Annotated in this window: 22 protein-coding genes; 7 read left to right on the forward strand and 15 right to left on the reverse strand. The window is 49.7% G+C overall.

What is annotated here, in order from left to right:
- Nucleotides 1–36: 36 nt before the first annotated feature.
- The 5 genes from L9P87_RS03620 to htpG form a co-directional block, all read right to left on the reverse strand.
- Nucleotides 37–633: a DUF4892 domain-containing protein gene (locus tag L9P87_RS03620; RefSeq protein ID WP_237443313.1), complete on the reverse strand. Its 597-nt coding sequence runs from the start codon at nt 631–633 to the stop codon at nt 37–39.
- Complete coding sequence (locus tag L9P87_RS03625; RefSeq protein WP_237443314.1) at nt 596–1,480, reverse strand: alpha/beta fold hydrolase; 885 nt, start codon at nt 1,478–1,480, stop codon at nt 596–598. Before L9P87_RS03625 ends, L9P87_RS03620 begins: the two co-directional genes overlap by 38 nt.
- Before the next feature lie 39 nt (nt 1,481–1,519).
- Nucleotides 1,520–2,017: a phosphohistidine phosphatase SixA gene (gene sixA, locus L9P87_RS03630; protein ID WP_237443315.1), complete on the reverse strand. Its 498-nt coding sequence runs from the start codon at nt 2,015–2,017 to the stop codon at nt 1,520–1,522.
- The gene (locus L9P87_RS03635) at nt 2,014–3,066 is read right to left on the reverse strand and encodes an NAD(P)H-dependent glycerol-3-phosphate dehydrogenase (protein WP_237443316.1); all 1,053 of its coding nucleotides are present in this window, start codon (nt 3,064–3,066) and stop codon (nt 2,014–2,016) included. The genes sixA and L9P87_RS03635 overlap by 4 nt, the downstream gene beginning before the upstream one ends.
- Nucleotides 3,067–3,219: 153 nt before the next feature.
- Nucleotides 3,220–5,139 (reverse strand): molecular chaperone HtpG, encoded by a 1,920-nt coding sequence (gene htpG / locus L9P87_RS03640; RefSeq protein WP_237443317.1) that lies wholly within the window; start codon nt 5,137–5,139, stop codon nt 3,220–3,222.
- A gap of 253 nt (nt 5,140–5,392) precedes the next feature.
- Between htpG and L9P87_RS03645 the strand changes: the two genes are divergently transcribed.
- Together L9P87_RS03645 and L9P87_RS03650 are read left to right on the forward strand one after the other, a co-directional pair.
- On the forward strand, nt 5,393–6,286 hold the full coding sequence (locus L9P87_RS03645; protein ID WP_237443318.1) for a DMT family transporter: 894 nt from the start codon (nt 5,393–5,395) through the stop codon (nt 6,284–6,286).
- Between the two features lie 110 nt (nt 6,287–6,396).
- A complete protein-coding gene (locus tag L9P87_RS03650) occupies nt 6,397–7,389 on the forward strand; it encodes a tetratricopeptide repeat protein (protein ID WP_237443319.1) in 993 nt (330 codons plus the stop codon).
- 77 nt (nt 7,390–7,466) lie between these two features.
- Here L9P87_RS03650 and bamJ read toward each other — a convergent pair whose 3' ends face one another.
- Nucleotides 7,467–8,096 carry a BamJ family beta-barrel-assembly machinery protein gene (gene bamJ, locus L9P87_RS03655; protein WP_237443320.1) on the reverse strand — a complete coding sequence of 210 codons (630 nt, stop codon included), beginning with the start codon at nt 8,094–8,096 and terminating at the stop codon, nt 7,467–7,469.
- 233 nt (nt 8,097–8,329) lie between these two features.
- Complete coding sequence (locus L9P87_RS03660) at nt 8,330–8,752, reverse strand: MerR family transcriptional regulator (protein ID WP_237443321.1); 423 nt, start codon at nt 8,750–8,752, stop codon at nt 8,330–8,332.
- Between the two features lie 108 nt (nt 8,753–8,860).
- Between L9P87_RS03660 and L9P87_RS03665 the strand changes: the two genes are divergently transcribed.
- The gene (locus tag L9P87_RS03665) at nt 8,861–9,490 is read left to right on the forward strand and encodes a cation efflux transmembrane domain-containing protein (RefSeq protein WP_237443322.1); all 630 of its coding nucleotides are present in this window, start codon (nt 8,861–8,863) and stop codon (nt 9,488–9,490) included.
- A 32-nt stretch (nt 9,491–9,522) separates the two neighbouring features.
- On the opposite strand, the gene L9P87_RS03670 is transcribed toward L9P87_RS03665, so the two are convergent.
- The 6 genes from L9P87_RS03670 to L9P87_RS03695 form a co-directional block, all read right to left on the reverse strand.
- Nucleotides 9,523–10,110, reverse strand: coding sequence for a GNAT family N-acetyltransferase (locus tag L9P87_RS03670; protein WP_237443323.1), 588 nt, complete (start codon nt 10,108–10,110; stop codon nt 9,523–9,525).
- Nucleotides 10,111–10,237: 127 nt separating this feature from the next.
- Nucleotides 10,238–12,514 (reverse strand): TonB-dependent receptor, encoded by a 2,277-nt coding sequence (locus tag L9P87_RS03675; RefSeq protein WP_237443324.1) that lies wholly within the window; start codon nt 12,512–12,514, stop codon nt 10,238–10,240.
- A 358-nt stretch (nt 12,515–12,872) separates the two neighbouring features.
- Nucleotides 12,873–16,523: an ATP-binding protein gene (locus L9P87_RS03680; RefSeq protein WP_237443325.1), complete on the reverse strand. Its 3,651-nt coding sequence runs from the start codon at nt 16,521–16,523 to the stop codon at nt 12,873–12,875.
- A gap of 2 nt (nt 16,524–16,525) precedes the next feature.
- Nucleotides 16,526–17,344, reverse strand: coding sequence for a DUF4194 domain-containing protein (locus L9P87_RS03685; protein ID WP_237443326.1), 819 nt, complete (start codon nt 17,342–17,344; stop codon nt 16,526–16,528).
- A gap of 3 nt (nt 17,345–17,347) precedes the next feature.
- Entirely contained in the window at nt 17,348–18,802 is a 1,455-nt protein-coding gene (locus tag L9P87_RS03690) for a Wadjet anti-phage system protein JetA family protein (RefSeq protein ID WP_237443327.1), read from the reverse strand.
- A 214-nt stretch (nt 18,803–19,016) separates the two neighbouring features.
- On the reverse strand, nt 19,017–20,378 hold the full coding sequence (locus L9P87_RS03695) for a cytochrome P450 (RefSeq protein ID WP_237443328.1): 1,362 nt from the start codon (nt 20,376–20,378) through the stop codon (nt 19,017–19,019).
- 240 nt (nt 20,379–20,618) lie between these two features.
- Between L9P87_RS03695 and L9P87_RS03700 the strand changes: the two genes are divergently transcribed.
- The gene (locus tag L9P87_RS03700) at nt 20,619–21,203 is read left to right on the forward strand and encodes a TetR/AcrR family transcriptional regulator (protein WP_237443329.1); all 585 of its coding nucleotides are present in this window, start codon (nt 20,619–20,621) and stop codon (nt 21,201–21,203) included.
- A 48-nt stretch (nt 21,204–21,251) separates the two neighbouring features.
- The gene (locus L9P87_RS03705; RefSeq protein WP_237443330.1) at nt 21,252–22,514 is read left to right on the forward strand and encodes a CinA family nicotinamide mononucleotide deamidase-related protein; all 1,263 of its coding nucleotides are present in this window, start codon (nt 21,252–21,254) and stop codon (nt 22,512–22,514) included.
- Nucleotides 22,515–22,555: 41 nt separating this feature from the next.
- Here L9P87_RS03705 and L9P87_RS03710 read toward each other — a convergent pair whose 3' ends face one another.
- Nucleotides 22,556–23,500: a 5'-nucleotidase gene (locus L9P87_RS03710; protein ID WP_237443331.1), complete on the reverse strand. Its 945-nt coding sequence runs from the start codon at nt 23,498–23,500 to the stop codon at nt 22,556–22,558.
- 63 nt (nt 23,501–23,563) lie between these two features.
- On the reverse strand, nt 23,564–24,460 hold the full coding sequence (locus L9P87_RS03715) for a LysR family transcriptional regulator (protein WP_237443332.1): 897 nt from the start codon (nt 24,458–24,460) through the stop codon (nt 23,564–23,566).
- 104 nt (nt 24,461–24,564) lie between these two features.
- Between L9P87_RS03715 and L9P87_RS03720 the strand changes: the two genes are divergently transcribed.
- Entirely contained in the window at nt 24,565–25,242 is a 678-nt protein-coding gene (locus tag L9P87_RS03720) for a histidine phosphatase family protein (RefSeq protein WP_237443333.1), read from the forward strand.
- A gap of 9 nt (nt 25,243–25,251) precedes the next feature.
- A complete protein-coding gene (locus L9P87_RS03725) occupies nt 25,252–26,460 on the forward strand; it encodes an acyl-CoA dehydrogenase family protein (protein WP_237443334.1) in 1,209 nt (402 codons plus the stop codon).
- The last annotated feature ends 40 nt before the right edge of the window (nt 26,461–26,500 follow it).

Genomic DNA, 26,500 nt, shown 5'->3' on the forward strand with positions numbered 1-26,500 from the left:
CCATTTATCACCATTGACGCTAGCTAACGACGTCGATTAACGCCCATTCCATTGAATTTCGTCAGCCTCGACCTGGCCTTCAATAAATTCGCTATGGAGATAAACCTTGCTGTTGCCACGGGTTATGGCATAGAGAACAATAAAGCGGCTGCGCTCCGAATCAACCGATGGCAGCTGGTACACGCCGTAGTGCTGGCCGCGATCAGGACCATAAAGGGTCGAAACACCAAAGACTTTGTTGGCCCAGTTGTTAGAGGCACCACAGCCTCTGGCGTGACACTGAAACAGCGGCGTGGCACCGAGCAACATCACCGCCGCATGCTGAGAGTCAAACCCCTCCTGCGCCGTATGCGTCACTGGCAATTGATAGCTGATACGTTCAACATCACCGATAATCAATCGCGCCTTTCGGGCACGCAAGGCGCCGTTGACTTGCTGTATGGCGCTCTCCAACAGCCAAATTTCGGCATTGGTCGCAGTACTATAATTGACAATCTGCGAACGAGGATAGCGATCCAGCAATGGATTATCACGGCTACCCTCAACATCACCAGCCTGGCCCAGGGCCGGCAGTAACATCAGGCATAGCCCGAGGCTAAACCACATTTTTTTGAATAAGTGCTGCAACTTCACTCGCCTGCTCCTCCATATGGCAGTGGTGGCCGCCATCAATAACAACATGATCAACATGTTCAATATGACTGAATACTGCCAAATAATCATCGACAGAGCCCATGCCCTGCTTGGCAATAATGACAAAAACCGGGCAACGAATCGCCTCCGAGATTGACTCTATATGCTGCGCAGTCAGTTTAAACGCTGAGGCCATCATAAGGCGAGGATCATTTCGCCATCTGTACAGACCGTCATCGTCACGCTTGTGCCCCCGCTTGACGATACGCACCGAGGCCGCGGCACTAAAGCCCGTCGCCTTGCAGCGAGCGGCAATCATATCGGCTAAGTTGTTGTAGCTTGGAATACGCTTTGTCGCAATACCGCGACTATCGTTGAGGTGATTTGCCAACTGCTGGGCGGCATCCTCAGGCTTGGCTGCCAACGGGATCAAACCATCAATGGCAATAAGTTGTTCTATACGCTCCGGCTGCGTGGCCGCCAACAGCCAACTAATCATCGCACCGCGGGAATGACCCAGCAGACTAAAGCCCTGCCATTCGAGGTGATCGGCCAGCGCCAGCACATCGAGCAAATCATCCCAGATATTGTAGGCCGCCGGGGCTGTTCGATGATCCGAATAGCCGTGTCCGATCTGATCCAATACCACTAAATCGATATCGTGTAACATCGGCGCAATGATTTCAAAACTGGCGGCGTTATCCAGCCAGCCGTGCAGAGCAATCACACGTCGACCCGTTCCATCACCCCAGCGCTGATAAACGATATTCTGACCACAGTGCTCAAACTCCCCCTCTTCGACGAGATTGGCAATGGTACTAAAACTGTCTATATCGTTGTTTGGCATGGCTGGTGTCTGCAAATTTACGCGTTGTTAAATGGATGATTAGAACTGACTTTGTGGGTTGGGATAATAGGCATCGAGCTCAAAGCAACCCGCTGCCAACACCTCCCCCGATAATGCCACCAACGTCGAAGGCATCATCACCGGCAACGGGCTGTCACCGGTTCGCGGGCCGCCCATGACTAACAGGCTGATCAATTCACTGATAAAAGGATTGTGGCTGACCAATAGCAGCGTCTTTAATTCGGGCTGCTGCTGGCAGTACTGATAGAGCCAATCGACGACCTGACGCGCATTACCCTCAGGTGTGATTAAATCGCTGCTGATGCGACGACAGCGGCCAACCACCGATTCTACAATATCACTGGTTTGCTGTGTCCGACGATAGGGACTGGCAATCAACTGCTGAGGCTTTTGATCGGTGAGACCAGCCTTGGCGACCTGCTCAGATAACCATTGACCTCGTTCGGTCAGTCGTCGCTCAGCATCGCTGGCGGCATCCCACGATGCCTCGCCATGTCGCATCAGGTAAAGCCTCATAGGCCAGCGTCACTCTCGTTGTTAGCGATAGCAAAGGCGACGTCGCCTTTTTGCTCCGCCGACATCATCGAGTCGATGACCGCCGCCACCGATTGGCCGCCGTGAATAACCGCATACAAGCCCTGAACCAACGGCATGTAAATGTCGAGTTCATCGGCTTTATACTTAACAATCTTCAGCGTATTCACTCCCTCGGCCACCTGGCCAAGTTCATCGACTATTTGCTGCAGGTTTTTACCCTCGCCCAAGGCATGACCAACACGATAGTTACGACTCAGCGGCGACATGCAGGTCACAATTAAATCGCCGACGCCGGCAAGGCCAATAAACGTCATCGGGTTGGCCCCCATGTTGACCGCAAAGCGGCTCATTTCTGCCAGCGCTCTTGTCAGCAATAAGCCAATGGTGTTTTGTCCCAAATTCATCGCCGCCGCCATACCCGACATAATGGCGTAAATATTCTTCAACGCACCGGCTAATTCGACACCGTATAAATCATCACCGCCGTAAACCCGGAAATAACCTGTGTGCAGCGCTTTTTGCACAATCTCCACCAGTTCGTTATCCTCGCTGGCAATCACCGTACCGGCAAGCTGGCGGTCGGCGATCTCCTTGGCCAGGTTGGGGCCACTCATGACACCGAGGCGCACATTGGGGATTTCCTGCTGCAGCACCTGACTCATCAAGACAAAACCATCAGCCTCGATACCTTTGGTGGTTGAAATCAACAGCGCGTTATCTTCGATCACCGGCGCCAACTGCTTGGCAACTTCTCGGCTAGAGCTACTGGGCACGGCCATAAAAATCAAATCGCAGTCCTTGACCGCCTCGGCGAGATCGGTACTGGCTCGGACGCGCTCAGACAGCTGACAATCGGGCAGATAGGCACTGTTAAAATGCTGTTCGTTGATTTCTTGCGCCCGCTCTTCGCTGCGTAGCCAGATAGTGGCTAAATGGCCATTCTCCGCCACCATATTGGCAATGGCAGTGCCGAAGCTACCGCCACCGATGACGGCGATATTATGTTTTTGCGCAAATGTTTTACTCATGGTACGTCTCTTCAATTTACTGCCTGGGCAGCGGTGCAGCATTATCACTGGCTATCGTTACCTATCATCATAGCTCAGGGAAACAACGAATTGATTATGCAGAAAAAAGGGGAGCCAAGCTCCCCTTTTTCCGCTCACCAATATTATCGGTGATTACTTACTTAACTCAAGCAATAGTTTGTTCAGACGACGGACATAAGCGGCCGGATCTTCCAAGCTACCGCCCTCAGCCAGCTGCGCCTGATCAAACAGGATAGCTGTCAGCTCAGCAAAACGGTCCTCATCTTGCTCAACATCCAACTTAGCCACCAGCGGGTGCTCTGGGTTAACCTCGAAGATTGGCTTGCTTTCGGGTACTGCTTGGCCGGCCTGCTCTAACAAGCGACGCATTTGCGCGCCCATATCACCCTGACCAACCACCAAACACGCCGGAGAGTCAGTCAGACGATTGGTGACACGAACTTCCTCAACCTGCTCAGCCATCACAGCCTTAATACGCTCAACCAGGCCTTCGTTGGCGGTGGCTAATTCGTCGGCAGCTTTCTTCTCTTCTTCGGTATCGAGTTCGCCGAGGTCAAGAGAGCCCTTACCCACATCTTCAAATTGCTTGGAGTCAAACTCCATCAGGTGACCCATCAGCCACTCATCGACACGGTCGGTCAGCAGTAGCACTTCGATACCCTTCTTGCGGAAAACTTCTAGGTGCGGGCTGTTCTTGGCTGTGACGAGGTTTTCGGCGGCGACATAATACACCTTGTTCTGGCCTTCTTTCATGCGCTCAACATAGCCTTCTAAGCTTTGATCTTGCGCAGTGCCTTCGCTGGCAGTAGTTGAAAAACGGAACAACTTAGCGATTTTATCGCGATTGTTAAAGTCTTCTGCCGGGCCTTCTTTCAGTACCTGACCAAATTCAAGCCAGAATTTCGCATAAGCTTCCTCGTCATTCTTAGCCATCTTGGCCAGCATATCCAAGACACGCTTGGTCAGTGCTGACTTCATGCTGTCGACAGCCGGGTCTTGCTGCAGGATTTCACGGGAAACGTTCAGCGACAAATCGTTTGAATCGACCACACCCTTAATGAAACGCAGGTACATCGGCAGGAACTGCTCGGCCTCATCCATAATAAAGGTGCGCTGAACATACAGCTTTAAACCGCGATCGGCATCTCTGTTATACATGTCGAATGGCGCCTTCGCTGGCACGTACAGCAGGCTGTTATATTCCAACTTACCTTCGACACGGTTGTGGCTCCACTTCAGTGGCTCCTGGAAGTCATGGCTGATCAGCTTATAGAATTCGTTATATTCCTCATCGCTGATGTCGCTGCGTGAACGAGTCCATAGAGCCGTGGCGTTGTTAACCACCTCATCGACTGGCTCAGCAGTCACTTCCTTGGCGTTACCTTCCTCGTCATACTCCGGCATCGGTTGACTTTTCATCACCACGGGAATGGCGATGTGGTCGGAATACTTTTTGATGATATTACGAATTCGCGCGTCTTCAGAGAACTCTTTGGCATCGTCTTTGAGGTGAAGCACAATCTGGGTACCGCGACCAGCCTTCTCAACAGTTTCGATACTGAAATCCGCCTCGCCAGTTGATTCCCAGTGCACGCCTTCGCTGACATCACTACCGGCACGACGACTATAAACATCGACCTTGTCGGCTACGATAAAGGCTGAGTAGAAGCCAACACCGAACTGGCCGATTAATTGTGAGTCCTTGCTCTCGTCACCACTGAGTTTGCTGATAAAATCGGCGGTGCCTGACTTGGCGATAGTACCGAGGTTGGTAATCACCTCGTCCTTGGTCATACCAATGCCATTATCACTGATAGTAATAGTATTGGCTTCGCTATCGTGATCGATACGAATTTGAATCTCGCCTTCGCCATCGAGTAGAGCGCTATTTTTTAACGACTCAAAACGCAGCTTATCGGCGGCGTCAGAGGCGTTAGAAATAAGCTCACGTAAAAAGATCTCTCGATTTGAATAAAGAGAGTGAATCATTAGCTGAAGCAGTTGTTTTGCCTCGGTTTGAAAGCCTAACGTCTCTTTAGTGGCTTCTGTCATTGGGTGACTCCGTAATCTAAATAAAAAATAATGTTGGCTGTCAGCTTAAGCAAAGCCGCACTACAGCATGGGTTAGAAGTTATATGGGGGAGTGTTGCAACAATTCAACCGCTAGATTGAAAGTATTCACCCAGATTAGGCACAGGTATCTGTGCATACTTTGCTAATATAGCCGTCATAGTTAAGAAGCAGCACCTGTTGCACACCACAACAAGCAGGTTGGTCATAATAATTAAACAGCGGTTATAAGCCTTTGACGTCAATTGAACACAGCAATATCAGCAAGGCCGTTATCGTCTGCCTAGGCACCGTACTGCTCGGCTCTCTCGGTGCTGCAGCCTCTAAATATATTGCCCCCACCACCGGCGCCGCGGCAATTGCCACCGTACAGTATGTTTGCTGCCTGGTGCTCACCCTGCCCTCAATTCTCCGCCATGGTAAAGCCTCGCTTCGCACCCAGCGGCCAGCACTACACCTGTTCCGGGGGCTCAGTGGCGCACTGTGCTTCTACACCTACTTTGTCGCCCTCGAGCACATTCCCTTGGTCGATGCGACATTGCTACGAAATTCCGCCCCCTTGGTCGTGCCGATTCTGATGCTTTTACTGATGGGGCAACCTATTAATAATGGCCGCTGGCTGCCTTTAATCATCGGCTTTATTGGTATTGCCATCGTGCTACGCCCCAGTGAGGGCGAACTCAATATCTATCACTTTCTGGGTTTTTTATCCGCCGTTGGCTTAGCTGTCTCCATGGTAACCACCCAGATGTTATCGTCGACCGAACCCAGCCATCGCATCTTATTTTATTATTTTACCATCTCTCTGGTCACCATCTTGCCTCTCAGCTTGGGGCAGTGGCAGAACATCCCGCTATCCGCCTGGCCCTGGCTGATATTCATCGGGCTCTCAATGTATTTTGCCTTCCGCCTCTACACCTATGCCTATAGCATTGCCGACGCCACTATTATCTCCCCTATCAACTACTTCGCCGTTGTGTTCTCCGGTATTATCGGCTGGCTGGTCTGGGATCATCAACCTGACATCTGGACCTACGTCGGTACCGCGTTGATTTGTGCCGGCGGTATTAGCATTGTCATAATGGGCAAGAAAAAACCAGCCGATCTCAGTGATGCCGAGGCGAATTAAGACGTCCTATGTTTAGCGTTTGAGCACTGTTTTGTAGTAGTCTGGAATAATAAATAGAATAATGCGGCCGGGCGCCTCTGCCCTGTCGCCGACAACATGACGGTCTCGGTATGAAAACACTGCTTCCTTTTTTTGCCCTGCCCTTTATTCTGGCAGCCAGCTATGGCGTCCATACGTTTTACTACCATAGCAATGGCAATAGTTTGGCGCTGGAGAAATCATTGCAACGTGCCGACCTACTGGTGATACAGCAAGATTTTAGCGGCGCAGTACAACAGCTCAGCGTGATCGCCAGCCAACAATCCAGCACCGCTATAACAGCACAGCAACGTATTATTTCGCTCTGCCAAGACGACCGCCTCGCAGCGCTGGAGATACGCTCTTTTCAACAGTTTATTCAAACATTGCTACGTCAAAAAGGCGACATCAGACCGTTGATTCAGCAGCAACTATGGCAGCAAGGCAACAGTGACGAGCTCTCGCTACAACAGCGCTTTATTATCACCCAAAGTATGGCCAACGAGGCCGATGGGTTAACCACAATAGCGCTGGATGAACACGATGTAACCCTGCGTCTGATTTCTTTATACCAGCAATGGCTGGCACTGCACCCTGCTGACCATCAGGCCGCACAAGAACTGGCCGTACTGTATTTTAAACAGCGCCGAATCAACGAAATGGTGGCCTTGTTACAGCCTCATCAACAACATCTCGGCAGCAGCGAGGCCGCCTCTATTCTCGGACAACTGTATTATTCAGCCAAGAACTATAACGCCGCTGAAAAGTTTTTAATCGACTACAGCCTGCCGAGACTGCAAGCTATAGAACAGCTCAAACAGCACATCACCCATACTGAGGACACGGTCACCTCGGTAGGGGCTGCAGGCCAGTCGACAAAAAAGCCTCAGCCGAGAGAGCAAACACAACGAATCGCTACGCTGCAGCAACAATTGACAGCCATCAGCCCAGTAGCCGAACAACTGGCTTCGCTATTAGTTTTTCTTGCCAACAGCAACAAACAACCCCAACATCGACAGCAGCGCCTCGACAGAGCTGATTGGATATTGACGACGCTGCAGCCTCTGGAGATTGCCAACGAATAGCCCGCTGGCCTTTGGCGACAGCAATAAAAAAGCCACATCAACCGAGGTTGATGTGGCTTTTTAAATCGCGCTAACGATTACAGAATGTCGAGTAGCTCAACATCAAAGACCAGTGCCGCACCGGGTGGAATTGACGCACCGGCACCACGCTCACCATAGGCAAGCTCAGTCGGAATGTGCAGACGCCACTTTGAACCCACAGGCATCATCTGTAGCGCTTCAGTCCAGCCTGCGATTACGCCGTTAACAGGAAATTCAGCGGGCTCGCCACGATCAACAGAGCTGTCAAAAACAGTGCCGTCAATCAGCATGCCGTGGTAGTGAGTACGAACTGTAGACTCAGCCTTTGGCTTGTCGCCCTCACCTTCGACTAAGATTTCATATTGAAGACCGCTGGCAGTAACCTTGATTTCGTTACGTTTGGCATTTTTTTCTAGGTACTCGATGCCGGCACCGGCAGCCTGCTCGGCTTTCTCGCGGGCAACAACCTGAAGCTTGGCTTGAATTGCTTCAAATGCGGCATTTAAATCAGTATCAGCAAGAACACTGCCTTCGCCGTGAAAAGCCTGTTCCAGACCCGCAATCGCAGCTTCTAAATCAAGACCTTCAATTTGGGTTTTAATCAAATGGTCGCCAAACTGTCGGCCTAGACCGTAACTTACTTTTTGCTCATCGGTTGCCAATGAAAGCTGGTTCTCTGTCGCCATTACAGGTGATCCCTTCTATTAATCAATTGATGCTTATCGTCGTAAAACCATTAAAGAAACGATAATTTGCGCGAACAATACCAGAATGTGAGTTTCGGCGCTACGGCTAAGCTCTTCAATTTAGCGCCTGAAATGGATATACATATGTTTCATACAGTTAGCGCTGGTTATATGTCGTATTGTTAACAATAATCAGCGACAAACACCGGCATTTACAGAATGGCATACCTAAATCAATGCTCACCGTCACAACGATTGTGGTCGAAAATCCACTCTATCGCTGCACAGGCCTCATCACCTTCTGACGCACACACTGCCGCCATCGCAGTTAATTGCCGCTTTAGATTCTCTAACCGCCGCAGCTTTTGCTCAATATTAGCCAGCTGCTGATCGATGAGATCGCCGGCACAGTGCGGTTCAGAGGGCTCGGCTGCCGCTAAAGCCACCAGAGTGCGTATCGATGCCTGTGAAAAGCCCAGTTCTCGGCAGTGCACAATAAAGCGCAGCTGCTTCAGTTGCTGACGATTATAGCGCCGTTGATTACCCTCGGTGCGCAGCGGTGGCGGCAACAGATCAATCGACTCGTAATAGCGGATGGTTGTCACCTTGCAGTTGGCCAAGCGGCTCAACTGACCAATCGAATAAAATTCACTCATCCCACTTGAACCTATAGTCACTGGAGGTTTTATAGTACTCGCCAGAGCTACCCAATAACAACAGTACGGCGCCAACCAGACGCTACACTTATCGACGAAGGAGGCATCATGTCCAACTGCTGCCAGCAACAACCGGTATTCGACGGCGCTTCCAGCGCCTACAAAAAAGCACTGTGGTGGGTGATTGTCATCAACGCCAGCTTATTTATTATCGAGGTTATTGCCGGCATAGCCGCCAGCAGCCAGGCACTGCAAGCCGACGCACTCGACTTTTTAGCCGATTCAGTGACCTATGCTATCAGCCTGTGGGCCATCGGCAAGGCCATCCATGTTCGCTCCAATGCCGCCTTATTTAAGGGCTACAGCCTGTTGATTCTTGGTCTCTGGGTCTTTGGCTCTACTCTTTATCGCGTCTTCGTCGGTGCCACTCCCGAGCCCGTGACCATGGGCAGTATCGGCTTCCTCGCCCTGGCCGCCAATGTGGTGTCGGTGCTGATTCTGCTGCGCTTTAAAGACGGTGACGCCAATGTCCGCTCGGTGTGGCTGTGCAGCCGCAACGATGCCATCGGTAATATTGCCGTAATCATCGCCGCCATGGCGGTACGGGGCAGCCAATCCCGCTGGCCCGACTTATTGGTCGCCGGCATTATGGCCGGCTTATTTCTCAGTTCTGCCTGGCAGATCATTGGTCAGGCCAATAACGAGAAAAAAGCTGCCCAGGTTCACCAGCACACATAGAGTCACCGGCTGTATTGCGCAAAACAATGGATCTAGCGGCTGATCGGCTCTCGCCACATCAAGTACATGGTGGGTGAGCCCTTCAGCGGTTGAAACTCCCGGATCACCTTAAAGCCATGGCCTTGATAAAAAGCCAAATTCTTGCTTTTTGAATTCTCTAGATAACAGCCTATACCGGCCTCATCCGCCTGCCTTAATGTTTTTTGCATCAACGCCGAGCCAATACCAGAGCCTCGCGCATCAACAGCGGTGGCAATGGCAAATAAATAATAGTGTGGTTTATTCGGATGTTGCTTCGACAACACCGCATCCACTCGTAATAATTTGATTAAGGTACCGAGTCCAAAACGCTTCAAGCCTCGCCATATCGCCTTAAACTCAACCGCCTCTTTGACATGCTGCCCCGGCCCCTGCCATAGGGTTGCACCGCCGCCAGCACGATCAACACAACTGCATTGCAAGTCGATGTAATTTTGCGTCGTCATCTCAAACACGAAGCGGGCAAAATCTGGCTTAGGGCTTAAAAACTGAAACATTGGGTCATCGGCAAAGCCGCGGCCAAAGATATCAACCATGGTTTCAGTGTTCGCTGTCTCCGCCTGAATAATGTCTCTTGTCACCACAAACTCACTTTTAAATTATTGTTAATACCGCCACAATATCACAGCTAATCCGTTTTATTGCATTTCTTTGTGACACAAAAAAACCCGCTAAAGAGCGGGTTTTTTTATCGCTAAAGACTAGAAATTAAATTTCGAAGTTATAGGCGAATGATAGACCGATGGTACGCTCTGGAATCATAACAGCCTTGCGATAGTCTGTCTCGACATTACCAACAGCTCCAGCAGTAAATTCAGGCGCTGATGAACGAGCCAACTGCGCTTCATCGGTCAGATTTTTGGCCCAAACAGACACATCCCACTGGCCGTCGGCGGCACGAATACCTGTATAAAGGTTAAAAATACCGTAGGCACCGATATCGCCATCTTCTAGCAATTCATACTTACGCTCACCCTGGTATTTATACAGACCACGAACATACATATCACCGAAGTCACCGACGGCGAAGCTGTACTCAGAGTTCAAGCTAACAGACCATAACGGTTCCGGCGCCAGTTTATTACCACTGACATCACACTGAGCTACAGAGCCGGTAACAGCCCCTACTGCAAAGCCCGTATCATCAGAACAAGGCCCTTCGGCCCCCTCATCGAATGTTGCTTCGACTATCGACATATTACCACCGATAAACCAGCCCTCAGTGGCGACAAAGTTGAAGTCACCCTCAAAGCCAATCACCGTCGCATCGCCGTTAAAGGTCACGCCGCCCTTCACATTGTCAGGGTCACCGTTTTCATTAATCCAGCGGACACTATCATTATAGGCTTGGAAACCATCGAACATTTGATAGAAGGCTGAACCGTTTAACTGCATACGACCATCCATCAGCGTTGTCTTGGCACCAATTTCGAAGGTATCTGACAGTTCTTCATCAAACAATAAGTCATCGGTATTTAACGCATCGGGGGTTACCGTAATGCCGCCTGGGCGGTATGCACGGTTATAGGCACCGTACAACATCACATCTTCTGTCAGGTGATGAGATAAACGTAATGTTCCTGTAAGCGCATCATAATCCTTGACTTCGAACTCCTCGGGAACCAAGACAATAGTACCACCCTGGGCTTCAGTCGATGCTTTTTGATCACGCGTACCGTCCTGATAACGCAGACCAATCTCTAAATCGGTGCTATCGGTAAAGTGAAGAGTGTTATGGGTAAATATCGCATAGGTCTCGGAGATAATTGGAATCTGAGTATCTGCAACCAAACCATTAACAAATGGCTCGTATTTTAAATATTTCTTGGAAAATGTTTGTGCGTCATTCTTGTCGTAGTATGCGCCAACAATATAATCCCAGAACTCACCGTTGGTATTAGAGAAACGCAATTCCTGCGTCATAGTGTCGTAGTCACTATTTACATTATTATAAAAATAGTTGTTGTCTACGCCGCCGGTACCGGCCGGGTTGTCGTCGCGCCAGTCATTCTGTTTATTGTTTTGCACACCGGTAACTGAGGTTAACAGGTGGTTTTCAAATTCGTAGTTCATCTCTAACGAGGCGATACGGTTCAGCGTGGTAGTGGTCACATCGGTGTTACCAATGGCAAGACGGTCTTCCTTATCGATCGCTGGGAAACCGCCAGAAGTCATACCGTCACCATTCAGACTGCCAAAGACCGCTTCAGGCTGCTGGTGCTTGGTATCGACATAGTCATAGCTTAGTGTCGCATCGAAGTTGTCGGTAGGCTGTAGCTTGATACCGATACGGCCACCGGAACTGCGGTGCATTTCGTCCTGACCGGTATAGATATTCTTAATACCCTGACCTTCGTTTTCGTCGTAAATACCGGCCACACGTATCGCCAATACATCGCTCTCGATCGGTAGATTCATGGCGAACTGGGTATTGCTGCCGCCGTTGTCGCTGAAGGTCTGCTGGAAGCGGCCGTCAGTGACGCCAAATTCTGGTTTCTTAGAATAAATATGGATGGCACCGCCGGGAGATGTACGACCCTGTAGCGTACCCTGTGGGCCGCGTAGGATTTCCATCCGTTCGATATCGTAGACCGACTGGAAGGCGACGTTGGTACGTACCGAGGTATCATTCCAGTAAACGTCGATCGGCGCCGCTGAGGTGGAGTTAGAGTCAACGGTGATACCACGAAGCGCAATAGACTGCTTGCGTGAATCCGCTTTATCGAGTGTTAGGCCCGTGGTGAGTTCTTGAATTTGCGAGAAATCAGTAATGATCTGATCTTCAAGGGCTGATGAAGATATAGCGCTGACGCTACCGGCAGTGTCTTGTATGCTCTGGGCACGCTTTTGGCCCGTTACGATGACCTCCTCCAAAACTAAGTCCTGCGCCATCGCCTGCTGGCTGCCAGCAAAGATGACACAACCCATGCTAACGGACATCGCCAATAGCGTTTTTTGGAACTGCTTCTTATTGCTTTTTATCATTATTATCCCAACTTATAACAGTAGTTATCTACTAACACCCAGAGTTACTGCCTAAATCGATTGTCGTTACTTTTTTAGTGTTTTATTACTGCTAACCACTAAACAATGCTTGAACAAAATCGTTTCATCTCAGCACAGCGGGTAATTCTTATTATGTAAGTTATACGCCTATCTATTTTTTGTTCTAGTTAATACACGCCACTTAAACGTAACAATCCCCCTGATAGATTGCAACGCTTTAATGGAAGTTTTTTCGACTACCCAAACGTACAAAAGGCTCGTACACCAGACGGTGCCGAGCCTTCAGCAAATTCAATTTTTTATGTCAAAGATTATGACAAAACAAGCGCTTATGACGCTAACCCAGCACCTCCTCCATAAAATCCATACTGGCCTGATGCACGATGGTTCGGCGATGATGAGCCCACAACTCGCCAATTTTCTCGACATTCAACCGCTGTCTATCGACAAACACCTGTGTTTGTAATTCACCGGATAAATTTGCCACCGGACACTTGGCAAAGACAAACTGGTTGCTCAGAATATTCATATAAGCACCGGCCTTGCTCGACGGCATAACGAAAATTAACTGCAGCCCTAGCTGTTCTGTCAAATAGTTTATCACCTCACGCGAACGGGTCTCATCCATCCGCGAAAAAGCCTCGTCGACCAGCACCATGCGAAGATGATTGCTGCCTTCGCGGAAGCGAAAGGCTGAGGTCACCGCCGCCGAACGGATAATATAGAATGGCGTCTCAGACTGGCCACCAGAGCCAGTACCATATTGACTCAAGGCAATCGGCTCCTTGCCCTCGGGGTTCTTATAAATCTCGTATTGACGGTAATTACGATAGTCTGAGATGCGAGCCAGCTCATTCATCGCCTTCTGCTCGTCCTCGGCCAACAACATGTCAACCAAGCGCTGCAACACTGTGCGACTCTTGTCGCTGAGCTGCAGCTGATCCAGATCAACACCATCGCCAAGCTGAGGCTGCTCGATAATCTCACGGAAAAAACGATAATACTCTTCAAACTCTGGCAGCCATTTCCAGTCGAATTGATAATACTCTCGGTCGGCACCAAAACGATGCCCCAACAACTCACTATTGAGCCGCTCTAATACCTGCTCACCGTCGCGTACCGCCTGATAGATAGCATGACAGAGATTGGTGACAAAGGTGGTATTAAAGCTGGCCTTTATACCGGTTAACTGATCGAACTTTTCAACCAGCACATTGTTTTTCAAACGGTTTTTTTGTTCATCGAGGGTCTTGCTCATCGCGACCACACGACCAAACAGCTGAATACCATGGCTCTGGCTGTGATCAGTCTCAAACAGTACCGCCTCACTCGGCGGTGCAGCACTGTTCTGCTCACCGATACTGCGTTCAATATTAGCCAGACTTTGATTCAGTGAAATCGTATCCTGCTCAAGCTTTTGTTCAATAATAGCCAGATCGATATCCTTGGCCTGCTGTTCAGCATCATCCAATACGGCATTAAAATCAAAGTCGGGCCAGATCGAAGTGATCGATTCCAACGCCTGCTCGCACTGATCAGCCAACAGCTCAGCACTCTCTTGATTTTTATCGTATTGCAGTAAGGTTTTATCAAGCTTGCTTAGGCGCTCCTCCAAGCCGCCAGCCTGCTGCAACAAGGTATCCGCCTGTCGACGGATTTCCACGCGCTGCTCTTCTACCCTGCTCAGCTGCTCCTCTAAATCATTGCACTGAGACAGGTCAAGATTGGCGAGTTCAACTTCAACGTGATTAAGCTGACGCTGACAATCAAGCAACTCTGCCACCACCTCTCCATAACGATGGGTTTTAATGCTATCTAGCATCACCAACAAGTCCTTGGCTTGGCGATAATCGGCATCGAGACCAGAGAGTTCGGTCAACATTGTGGCCGACTCATTTTTCAACGCTAAAACCGCACGCTCTCGCGCACCGAGACCAAAGACCAGATCAGCATCATTGATATCACAGCGGAACATCGCGTAATTACCACTGGCCATTCCATCCTGAGTAATACCTCGGCGAGTTTTCTTCAGTGCAGATTCGTCACTGACCCGCTCCACCGTAGAATAACTGGCAGTGATGTAATACTCGGCAATTTTATGCTGAAAACGCATATTGTGAACAATTGAATTTTTATTGAGCTTACCCAGGCGCTGGAAATCAGCCTGGACCCGCTCACCTTGAATCACCTTGGCGTTATTGCGACGCCCCGGCAGCGAGCGAATAATACGAATCGCCTCAGCCTCATAGCCAAGTTCGACGATAATGCCAAAACGGTTGCCGCCAATATAGCCTTCAATTGCCGACTGCCAGCGTTCATCCGTCACCTCAATATAATCGCACAATACTCTGGCATCAGCGTCTGGGCAGTATTTCTGAATGGCCGCCAAGGCTTGCACCACATATTCCGGGTAGCTCACCTGCGCCGCCAACAAGCGATCAACCTGCTGCACCTTGCGCTGATACTGCTGGTTTTTTGATTCGACAGCCTGTTGACGACGAATCATTAACTGCTGACCTTGATCGCGAATAGTGTGACCGACCTTGCTGTCGGCACCGTCGCGATGCAAGGCCTTAATCAGGGCAAAATGACTGCCATCGGCCTCTAATGCTAGATCTAAATGCTGTTCAAGACTGTCGAGACCCACCCAATCACGAGCCACCAAACCGTGAATATCTATGTCGAGCAGCGATTTGCTTTGACCCACAGCCAACAAGTTTTCGGTCACTGCACCGCCCGTCATCGCCGGTATCGACAGCGCCAACGATGACTGCTGCATCAACTTGCTGAGTTGATCACAGGCCGTGATATTGGCGCGCAGCTGATGATCTTGCTGGATTAGCTCCGAAGCCAAGCGGCCCAGGTCATCGACTATATCTTTTTGTTTCAGTTCGCACTGATCTTTGTCGCGCAGTACATCGACACCCATTCGTCGGGCATTTAGCTCATCAATCTGTTGCTGAATATCACGCTGGCGGCTGTCAAACACCTGCTGTTGCTTTTGATTGCCAGCAATCTCAGACCGCAGCTTGGACTGATTATCCTTGGCCGCCACATAAACAGATTGCTCTTGGTTATATTTACTTTTTGCCTGAATGTAGCCGTGGGTTTTCTCGTCAACCCAATGGCCAATATAAGCCTTACCAAACTGGTCCGCACGATCTAACAGATCAACACGGTGATTGAGCTTAGCCGCCTCAGCCTCCATCGCATGAATATTTTTCATCAGGCTGGATACCGAGCGCAGTGCCTCACCCTGATCCTTAGGTTCTAATATCTCATTAGCCACAAACTGATGAATACCACGACGCTCAGGCTTGTAAGCCATGAAACCGGAAAAAGCCTTGGCGGCGGCAAAAGCTTCATCTTTGGTGACGGCATCCGCTCTACCACGCAGCGCGCCATAAAGCCGGCAAAGATACGCACGTTTAGAATCATATTTCTCAATAACATCGCCGCCATAGGCATTCGCCAGCTTCTTATTGAGGTTGGTGAGCTGAATAATATGCTCGCCATCAGTGTGGTTTTCATAAAAATCACTAAGCTGTAACTCTGTTTGCGTGGCAATATAAAAATTACTGTCTATCAACCGCGCTTGGCGAGCAACACCGGCACCATCAACAGTGGCACGGACACCGATAATCGCGGTAAATGGCGAGGCCGACTCCCCCTTGGTCGGATGAAAAACAGCAGCAATATAGCCATCGCAGCTCCATGGGCGAGCATAACTGCCATCATCACACCCAAGCACGTACGAGGCCAACGTCCGCATCTGTTTACCACCGCGACCGCGCTGGCTGGTCTCTTCCTGACCGGGGTTGTAGGAATACAGATTGTCATAGGCCGCCGTCATAATGGTTTGCAAGGCATCGGCAGCGGTGGTTTTGCCAGAGCCATTGCCGCCGGTCAGCAAATTGACCGGCCCCATATCAAACTGTTGATTGGGAATACCGCCCCAGTTTACAAAAATAAAACGCTTTAAAAACACGGCTATTCTCCCTCGTTAGGTTCGGCATTAAATAATGAGGATGCCGTTTCAAATTGTTCGAAACCACTGCTTAATGTCGACTTTTCAATGGCGACACCGTCATCTTCTGACTGCTCTTCGCCATCAGCCACATCATCGTTTTTAGCCTTTAAAGCAACACGGTCCTGCTGCTGCAACTGTTCAATCTGCTGATCTCCAACGTGCTGTAAATCATCGACAATGCTATCCAGTACCGCCTCACTGACAAAGCTAACAATCAAAGGCCTTATTTTGATCCAACTATCAGCTTGCTCGCCCTCATCTAACAATTTAATCAAGCGCATATTGCGCAGGCGATTAAATAGCTTCTTTCGCTCGAGGATGTTCTCGGGCAGACTGCGATTAAGCAAATTTTTCATGGTAATGCTGACAGCCTCCATCGGAACAGATACCTGGCCAGTCTCATCGATTTGACCCTCGCGCAACGACTTGTCGTACTCAGCACGTAGCACTAAAACCAATGCGACCTCGGCCTGGTTTAATCGCACTTTCAGCCCCTGTAGCGGCCGGTCACTGTCATCGGCGAGACCCGGCACTTCCGAACCCGGCGGAAAAGCCAGCAAATAATGGAACTGGTCATCGTGCAACAGGCGAACCCCCAATACTGACAAATACTCTTCCAGCAATAGTTTGACTCGAAGGTAGCGGTCATAGAGTTCTCGTTCAACCTGACTATCATCACGGTAGATAACACCTCGGTCCAATATCCGAACGACCAGTTCAGAAAAATCACGTTGACTCAGGTTCACAGTTTCAAGCTGATTATTAATCGCGTCTAACACGGCTTATCCCTTGTTGATTAACTCTAAATAAAAACGTCCCTGACGGCCTATATAGCCTTGTAACGCATTAAAATCTTGTGCTTGGTCATCATCATCTTGATAGCCAATAGAAAACTGAAAATCGCTGCTCAGATCATTCACCCCAGCCACCTCAATGGCCCGCATTGCATTGAGTAAGCTACGGGCATCCTCTGTCACGGGAAGCTCTGATAAATCGACCCGGTTACCACTCGACAAGGCATCGACAACATAACGCCGTATATCCTTATTATCGACGGCAAAAGCCTGATCTAACATCTGTGTTATATACAGTTCACGCATATCATCAACACTGGCCTCGACACTATCACTCACCTCGGTATGTAATGCTTGCCGCTGAGCAACTTGGCGCAATTTTACATCGGCGGGGTCGACCATGGCGCAATCTAATGGCGCAAATTTATCACTCAAGCCGTTAAAAATCTTATATTGGTAATGTTGATCCAATGCACCTAACTCTTGGCATAAGGCGGCACAATCATTACCACTTTGTTGATTCATATAGCTTAGCTGGCGAATGATAATATCCGCTCGACGAGTAAAGCTTTGCAACGCCTGACGCAGCGCAGGTAGCATGACGGCGCAGGCTCGATCCAACCGGCCGCTGATAGTCTCGAGCAGGTAAAATAACCACGAGGTATTTTCATCAGTGGTATCTGGCGGCAGCAATTGGCGTAGCCGTTTTTCAGCCGCAGCCTTAAAACTGTTATCCCGCTGTTTAATCGACTCAATCAGTCCGGCTATTTCCTCTCGGTATTTCTCCACATTATCGGCCGATAAACGTACAGCGATATCAGGCTGAAAGCGACTCTCCATAAAATCAAAGAACTCCCCGGCGGCACTATCAAGCATCGACTGTGCCTCAACGTCACGCACCAGCTGCCGCTTTCTATCGTCGAGTTCGGCAATAATGTCGGTAAAATCACTGATAATACGCTCTGAATACTGCAGAGCATCTAACAGGTCGTGTATGTCTCCAGCGTCGGAAAATGCTTTCAAGGTATTACGGGTGTTTCGCGTATTGCGGTGATGTGTACGTAATCGCTCGCTGTCAGAGTCGACAAAGGGCTGGGTAAACTGTCGCCCCTCACGAGTAAAAGCATAACTTGACTGCATCGTCGCCTCATCGAGCTGCTTTTGTAACCAGCCGCAATCGAGTAGTTGATTCACCACCCAATTAGCTTGCTCTCGTGCAGTCTTGAAACGACCACCCTGATCGTCACCGGTGTCTAACAGCGGTGCCCGTGCGGCGGCCTCCTGAAAAACATCAACCAGTAATTCCCGGTTTATCACCTGTCCGTAGTCGGCCAAACTGCCGTAAAGCCTTTGATAGAGGAGTTTGACACACTCGACAACCACCTCACGGTACTTACTGGTTAGGGGGCGAAAAAAATCCAACCGTTGCTGATCAAAAAACATACATACCTATTATTACTAGGGCAAAGTCTATTGATGCTATCGCCGCTTCAATCGCTTGTCTAGCGGTGTTGTATAAGAAGCTAACAGTCAGGTTGGGGGAAACATAGGAATGACAGAAATACAGCGGAGAAAAACTGAACACAAGGAGTAAGATAGAGCCAGCAGTGGCCGCCGGCTAGCCCGGCGGCGACCATTATTTCAGGCATCAAATAATTTACAGACGCTCTAGGATCAACGGTAAATCATCGGCAGGCTTGGGCAGTGGAATGCTCTGCAGCGCCGGATTGAAGTTTTCGGTAAACTTAAAGCGATAACTCTTTAAGAAATGGAACAAAAACACCTTGGTTTGCATCAGAGCAAAGTGCATACCGATACACTTGTGGCCGCCACCACCAAAGCCCATGTAGTTAAAGCTATGACGCTTATGTTCTTTGCGCTCATCACCGAATCGGTCTGGATCGAATGTCTCAGGCTCATCCCACCACTCTGGCATCATATGGCTATACATAGGCGCTATCATTAAAACGGTATTAGCCGGCACACGGTAACCACCGATATCTGTCTCGCGAATCGTTCGGCGCTGCATCATCATTACCGATGGATGCATGCGCAAGGCTTCCTTTACTGCCTGGTCAACCAACGGCAGTTTGTCGAGATCATCGTATTCAATATCATCCTTATCCAGTGACAATATTTCATCCCGCAGGCGCTGCTGCCATTGGGGTGACTTGCCAATTTCATATAATACATGGCTGAGAGCACTGGTGGTGGTATCGTGGGCAGCAAATAACAGGAAGCTAATGTGGCGACGAACCTCATCATTAGAAAACAAGTTGCCGTCAGCATCCGGTTCCTGACAGAAATAGGTCAGCATATCGTTGCCTTCCGCCGTTCTGCGATCGGGGATTAGGCTGTCAAAGAAATCTGACAAATAACGCTCCCCCGCCTTACCACGAGCAAATTTTGTGCCGGGAATCTCTCTTTTGATCAAGCCCATCAAGCCGTCACCAACATCAAGAAAGGCCTTATTAACTTTCTCTGCCACCGGCCCCTGCCCTTCAATCCCAATAAAGGTACGGCAGGCGACATCCAACAACAGACTCTTTACCTCTGGAAAGAAGTGAAAGTTATTTATTCCTCCCCATTGATCCGTAGTGCTCTTAATCAAGGGACTCATCACCTTTAAGTAACCCTTCATCGCCGGTGTCTTAAAAGCTGTTTGCATAATTCGACGCTGGAAACGGTGCTCATCACCGTCCTGCAGCAACAATGAGCCACCATAGAAATGTGCCAGCGAATTGTTATAACCCATTCTAGATGAGAAATTTTTCTCGGTGTCGATATAAATCTGCTTATAGTACTCCGGACCCACAACCAACAGACCTCGCGTGCCCCCGAAACCGATACGGGAAATGGGGCCAAACTTCTTATAATGCTGATCAATCGTGCCGTAAAAATCTTTGACGATCGACAGTGTTTTACCGACGATTGGTAAGCCAAATTCACCGGGGATATGGCCAAGATCGGTATTATCTGGCTCTAACTGGTAGGCATTTTTATCGGCTGTCTGTTCCACGTTGATCACCTTGTTATTATCGACGATTGCATTCGTCCAATGAGTTTTCCACGCAGCAAATACCATGACACATGCCGCGTATTATTTGACCACAATCTAAACATATCATACGTTCGAAATGCAATACATATCGAACGCATGATATGTTTAAATAGACGCAACCGCCCTGCTGTGACAAAATAACATCCACTCAACCCACTATCTTGCTTGGCCTGTCACAACCAAGCATGGAGCTCACGCGTGAAAAAAGTCGACCACGACGCCAGAAGACAAGAAGTTGCTATAGCCGCCGCACATATCATTGCCGAACAAGGGCTTGAGGCCTTAACCACCCGCAACCTTGCCAAAACAATGAACTGCTCAATCGGCGTCCTGTCACACTACTTCGCCAACAAGAATGACATCGTAATGGCGGCACTGTGCTGGGCTGATATCCGCATTGACGAACGACTCAACTACGCTATTGCCGACAACGCCACCCTCGACCAATACGCCAACGTCATTCTCAGCTCGCTGCCGCTGACCAAAGAAAGTGACCTGGAGTGGCGGGTCCGCCTCAATCTGGCGGCCTACTCACTGACCCACCCTGAATTAAAAGAGTCGCAACGATTACTATTGGAGCAGCGCGAGCAAAAAATCCTGTCACTGATCACCGCGCTACAACAGAACGAGCTGGTCCGCAGCGACTTATCCGCCCACATGATTACTCGCAACGCCATCGATTTCGTCACCGGTATTGCCTACAACTTACTGCAACAACCGCTTGCCGAACGGCACTCTCGCGTCGACTTTGTAGTCGAATATATTAATGCTTTACAGGGCTAACCGTTGCTCGTATGGTCACTGCTAAATGTGATCAATTAGGGGCAGTCTGTGAAATTACAATTACTGTTAACCGGCGATGAATTACTTACCGGTGACGTCGTCGACACCAACTCTTGCTGGCTGGCAGACCGGCTCAAAGAGCAGGGCATCAACATTAACCGTAAAACCACTGTTGGCGATGACCTGACAACCCTGGTGAATGAACTCACCAACCTCAGCCAACAATGCGATGTATTAATCGTCAATGGCGGCCTCGGACCTACCATTGATGACTTAACCGCCGAGGCACTGTCCCTGGCCAGTGGCCAACCACTGAAACAGCATCCACAAGCCGTCGCGCATCTTGAGCAGTGGTTTCAAAAGCGCACCATCGAACTCAACAGCGCTAATTTAAAACAAGCACTGCTGCCCGCCGATGTTAACTTGATTCATAACCCCACTGGCACCGCCCCCGGCTTTAGCAGCATCATCAATGACTGCTTGATTATCTGTACTCCTGGCGTGCCCAGTGAACTTAAACGAATGTATGACGATTCGATTGCCGACACACTGAATATACTGCAGCAGGGCGACTGTTACAGTACTGAGCGGATGCTGGTATTCGGTATCGGCGAGGCCGAGCTGCAACAGCTGATCAGCGACAACCTACCCGATTGGCCACCGGCATTAAACCTTGGCTTTCGCGCCCAAATGCCGACACTCGAACTTAAAGTCAGTGGCAGTGACCCAGCGCTGAAGCAAGTCTGGCTCGACAAACTCAAACAATTACTCGGTGATAATATCGTCGGTCCCGGCGACAGTAATCTTGCCTTGGAAGTGATTAAGCAGCTCAGTCAGCAGGGCAAAACTGTCGCCACCGCAGAATCCTGTACCGGCGGCATGATCGGCGCCCAAATCACCAGTAATGCCGGTTCTTCAGCAGCCTATAGTCACGGTTTCATCACCTATAGCAACCAAGCCAAACAGGATATGTTGGCTGTCAGTGCCGACACTCTCGAACAATATGGCGCCGTCAGCGAACAGGTCGTTCAGGAAATGGCCAGAGGTGCTCTGTCCGTGAGCGGCAGCGACTTAGCCGTTGCCGTATCCGGTGTTGCCGGCCCCGACGGCGGCAGTGATGACAAGCCTGTCGGCACCGTCTGGATTGCCTGGGGGAACAGCGAAAAAATTAAAACAAAAAAACTATTTTTACCCGCATCACGATATTATTTTCAAAATATTATCTGCAGTGTCTGCCTTGATTTGATCAGACGAGAGCTGATTGGCAGCGAGCAGAGGCCAAATTATTTTAATCGTTATCAAGCAAAATAAAATCGGCCTTATTCACTGAAAAAAGCAAACCATACTGAGCGCTACGCCTTATTGGCAATACCAAACGGCACGTGAACCATTGCGGTCTCCACCACCTCAGACTGCAGGTGACCGCTTTGATCATCGAAGAATATATCGGGCTTTAGCACCGACAAAATTCTCCCCTTATCCATACCGCCGAGGAAAAACGTGGTATTGGCCTCCACCCCCCAGCTTTCTAACGTGGTAATCACTCGTTCATGGGTGGGCGCGCTGCGGGCGGTAATGATAGCCGTCGTCAAACAGCGTTGGTAGTCGGGGTCTTGGGCGATAACATCGTTTTCTAACTGCTGCAACAAGGCCAACTTGGTAAACAGCGACGACAGTGGCCCGGGCTGATGAGGTATATGCTGTTTCTCAACCTCGTGTTCAACAAAACCGCTCAGCGCCTCCTGCTTATAAACAGTTTCAGACTCATCGCTGGCAATAACCCCATCAAAGTCAAAAGCAATGGTTAATGGTTTGTTATCACTACGATTATTATCACTGCCAGAGACAACAAAACCGGCCGGGTATCCCGCATCGATGGCGCGCTCGACGTCGCCGCGATTGGCGGATAAAAACAGCGCCACATTGAAGGCAGGCAGATATTCGAAGGCCGACTGCCCTTCCATAAACGCCGCGCGCACAATATCCAGTCCATAGTGTTTTATCGAGCGGAAAACCCGTTTACCCGTGGCCGCTGAATTGCGTGATAACAACACCACCTCAATGGGGCGCTCATCAGGATAGCGTTTATTGAGCGTCAGCAAACGCTCGATAAAGGTAAAGGCGCTCCCCTTCGGCAGAATGTCATCGACATGTTGCTGTTGATATTGTTTGTATTTCTTTGCCCCCTGTTCGACATAGACCTGATCACCGGCGGTCAAATCAAACAAGGCGCTGGAGGCGATCGCAACCACCAGTTTTTGCTCTATCGGAAAACGGATAACAGACTCCTTGGGCATTCATCGGCAGCACGTTATAAGGCAACAACTTAGCTGAAAAGACAACACATAATGTCGCTGCTACTACACAGATTGTTTGACAATAGTACTGAGTAATTTTCTTATCCAGGCATTGGCCTGATCCTGGTCGGCGGATTTAGACCAGTACAGACTCCAATTAAGTGCCTCACTGGCAAAGGGCAATTCGAAAATCTTTAGCGGGTATCGCCTGGCCATATTGTAGGGAATGGTCAGTAACATATCGGTCTGTTCGACCAGGCTGGCCGCTACTTGATAATGCGGCATTCTCACCTTAACCTGTCGTTTTAAACCCAGTCGATTTAATGCCACATCCTCAAAACTCGGCCCCTGACGCCGGCTCGACACCTGAATATGATCCAACGACAGATACTCATCGAGACTAATTTCGCTGCCTAAGGTTGAGTGTTGCTGTCGTGCGACACAGACAAAACGGTGACGATTTAACGGCTCGATACAAATCTGCGGCCCTGCCACCATCGGCACATCCAACGCCAGGTCAATTGTGCCTGCGGCCAGTTCACGCTCTATTTCATTGCGTCCGACATAGTATGCCTCAAGCCCAATATGCGGCGCCTGTTCGGCTAACACGGTTAACAGCGGAGGCAACAACGTCGCCTCAGCCAGCTGATTCATACTCAGACGAAAAACCTTATCACTCTTGGCCGGATCAAAAACAGCAGTCTCGTTAATACTGGCATTCAATAATTGCAGTGCCTCCTGCACCCGAGCGACAATAGATTCCGCCATCGGTGTCGGCTTAACCCCACCCACACAGCGAACAAATAGCTGGTCATCCAGCGAGCGACGCAGTCGACTCAGGGCGTTACTCACCGCAGGCTGTGACATACACAACACCTCTGAGGCGCGGGTCAAATTCCGCTGCTGATAAATCGCATCAAAGACAACAAACAAATTAAGATCGACAGTATTGAGAGACACGTTATTCACCAACCAAATAATATTATATCACTATAATAAATTACTAATATATTAGCAAAAATCGTATTCTGCTATCTCTCTCTACTATCTAACAAAGCACGACTATGGCTGAAATCTACTTAGTACGACACGGACAAGCCTCTCTTGGCAGCCACAATTACGATCAACTGTCCGCCAATGGCATCCAGCAGGCCCAGTGGCTCGGTCAATACTTTCGCCAACAACAACTCAGCTTCGACCACGTCATCTCCGGCACACTCAGTCGACATCGCCAAACTGTGCAAGGTATTGCTCAGGGACTGCAGCAACCCATAGAGTGTGTAGAAGAGCTTATTGGAATCAATGAGTTTGACTTCCAGCAAATCAGTCACCGGTTTGTAGAGCATCACCCCGAGCAAGCACTGAATAAAGAGGCGTCGCCTCGTGACTTTTTTAGATTATTAAAAAAAGCGCTCTATGCTTGGTCTGAGAATGACTTCGATCATGGCGACCTCGAAAGCTGGCAGCAATTTAATCAGCGCGTCAGCGACGCATTAACGCATGTTAAGCGCCAGCATCACGGCAAGAAAGTATTGATGGTTAGCTCCGGCGGCGTCATTGCCAGCATGGTTGCGCAAACCCTAAACGCCGGTGCTGCCAGCGTGATCGAACTCAACTTGCAAACCAAGAATACCGGTTTGAGCCAGTTTATTTTCAATCGAAAACACCTTCGGTTGAGTAGTTTTAATAACACCCCCCACCTGGATGCTCCAGAGCGCAAACAACAACGTACTTTTGCCTAGGATAATACAATGAACTTTGAATACAGTGAAAAAGTCAGCCAACTTCTCGAGCAAGTTAAATCCTTTATGGAAGAGCATGTCTACCCTAATGAGGAGACTTACCATCAGCAAATAGCTGAGCAGCAGTGGCAAACACCGCCAGTTCTTGAAGAGCTCAAGGCCAAGGCTAAAGCACTGGGCCTGTGGAATTTCTTCCTACCACTGAGTTATGGCCAATACAGCGGTGGCCTCACCAACCTCGAGTACGCACCTTTAGCGGAAGAAATGGGCAAGGTTTACTGGGCGCCGGAGATTTTTAACTGCGCCGCCCCAGACACCGGTAATATGGAAGTGTTGGCAAAGTACGGCAATGATGAGCAAAAAAAGCAGTGGCTTGAACCATTGCTGGCCGGCAAGATTCGCTCTGCCTTTGCCATGACCGAACCTGAGGTCGCCTCCAGTGATGCCACTAATATTGCGACCTCAATCGTCCGTGATGGCGACGAGTACGTGATTAACGGTCGTAAGTTTTATATTAGCGGTGCCTGTCGTGAAAGCTGTGAAATAATGATCGTCATGGGCAAGACCGACCCCGATAATCCCAGCCGCCACCTACAGCAATCCCAGGTGTTAGTGCCAATGAAGACACCCGGGGTCACCGTGGTTCGTCCGATGACCGTGTTTGGTTATAACGATGCACCCGAGGGCCATGCCGAAGTAACCTTCGAGAATGTTCGTGTACCGGTCGGCAATATTATTCTGGGTGAGGGCCGTGGCTTTGAAGTTGCTCAGGGCCGCTTAGGCCCAGGCCGCATCCATCACTGCATGCGCTCTGTTGGTGCCGCTCAACGCGCACTAGAGATGATGTGCAAACGCGCTAACGAGCGTGTCGTCTTCGGTCAACCACTAAGCAAAAATCAGTCGGTACGTGAAGACATTGCAAAGTCCGCCTGTCAAATTGAGCAATCACGTTTGATGACGCTCAAGGCCGCGCAAAAGATGGATACCCACGGCAACAAGGTGGCGCAGGATTTAATCGCGATGATTAAAATCACCGCCCCTAACATGGCCCTCGATGTGATCGACCGCGCCATTCAACTTCACGGCGCCGCTGGCGTAGGACAAGACACCCCATTAGCCCATATGTTTGCCGGCCAACGCTCTCTTCGCCTCGCCGATGGGCCCGATCAAGTGCATATGATGCAGCTGGGACGTAACCTCGCTAAAACATACGGCTAACAATTCATCAGAGCGATACAACAATAATTATTGGAAATCA

The organism is Sinobacterium norvegicum, from assembly GCF_923077115.1.
GTDB lineage: Bacteria > Pseudomonadota > Gammaproteobacteria > Pseudomonadales > Sinobacteriaceae > Sinobacterium > Sinobacterium norvegicum.

Coding starts and splice junctions, on each gene's coding strand:
- L9P87_RS03665 (WP_237443322.1), top strand. CDS start 8,861: ATGTCCAACTGCTGCCAGCAACAACCGGTATTCGACGGCGCTTCCAGC.
- L9P87_RS03710 (WP_237443331.1), bottom strand. CDS start 23,500: ATGCCCAAGGAGTCTGTTATCCGTTTTCCGATAGAGCAAAAACTGGTG.
- L9P87_RS03690 (WP_237443327.1), bottom strand. CDS start 18,802: ATGTTTTTTGATCAGCAACGGTTGGATTTTTTTCGCCCCCTAACCAGT.
- L9P87_RS03675 (WP_237443324.1), bottom strand. CDS start 12,514: ATGATAAAAAGCAATAAGAAGCAGTTCCAAAAAACGCTATTGGCGATG.
- L9P87_RS03660 (WP_237443321.1), bottom strand. CDS start 8,752: ATGAGTGAATTTTATTCGATTGGTCAGTTGAGCCGCTTGGCCAACTGC.
- L9P87_RS03725 (WP_237443334.1), top strand. CDS start 25,252: ATGAACTTTGAATACAGTGAAAAAGTCAGCCAACTTCTCGAGCAAGTT.
- L9P87_RS03650 (WP_237443319.1), top strand. CDS start 6,397: ATGAAAACACTGCTTCCTTTTTTTGCCCTGCCCTTTATTCTGGCAGCC.
- htpG (WP_237443317.1), bottom strand. CDS start 5,139: ATGACAGAAGCCACTAAAGAGACGTTAGGCTTTCAAACCGAGGCAAAA.
- L9P87_RS03720 (WP_237443333.1), top strand. CDS start 24,565: ATGGCTGAAATCTACTTAGTACGACACGGACAAGCCTCTCTTGGCAGC.
- sixA (WP_237443315.1), bottom strand. CDS start 2,017: ATGAGGCTTTACCTGATGCGACATGGCGAGGCATCGTGGGATGCCGCC.
- L9P87_RS03625 (WP_237443314.1), bottom strand. CDS start 1,480: ATGCCAAACAACGATATAGACAGTTTTAGTACCATTGCCAATCTCGTC.
- L9P87_RS03635 (WP_237443316.1), bottom strand. CDS start 3,066: ATGAGTAAAACATTTGCGCAAAAACATAATATCGCCGTCATCGGTGGC.
- bamJ (WP_237443320.1), bottom strand. CDS start 8,096: ATGGCGACAGAGAACCAGCTTTCATTGGCAACCGATGAGCAAAAAGTA.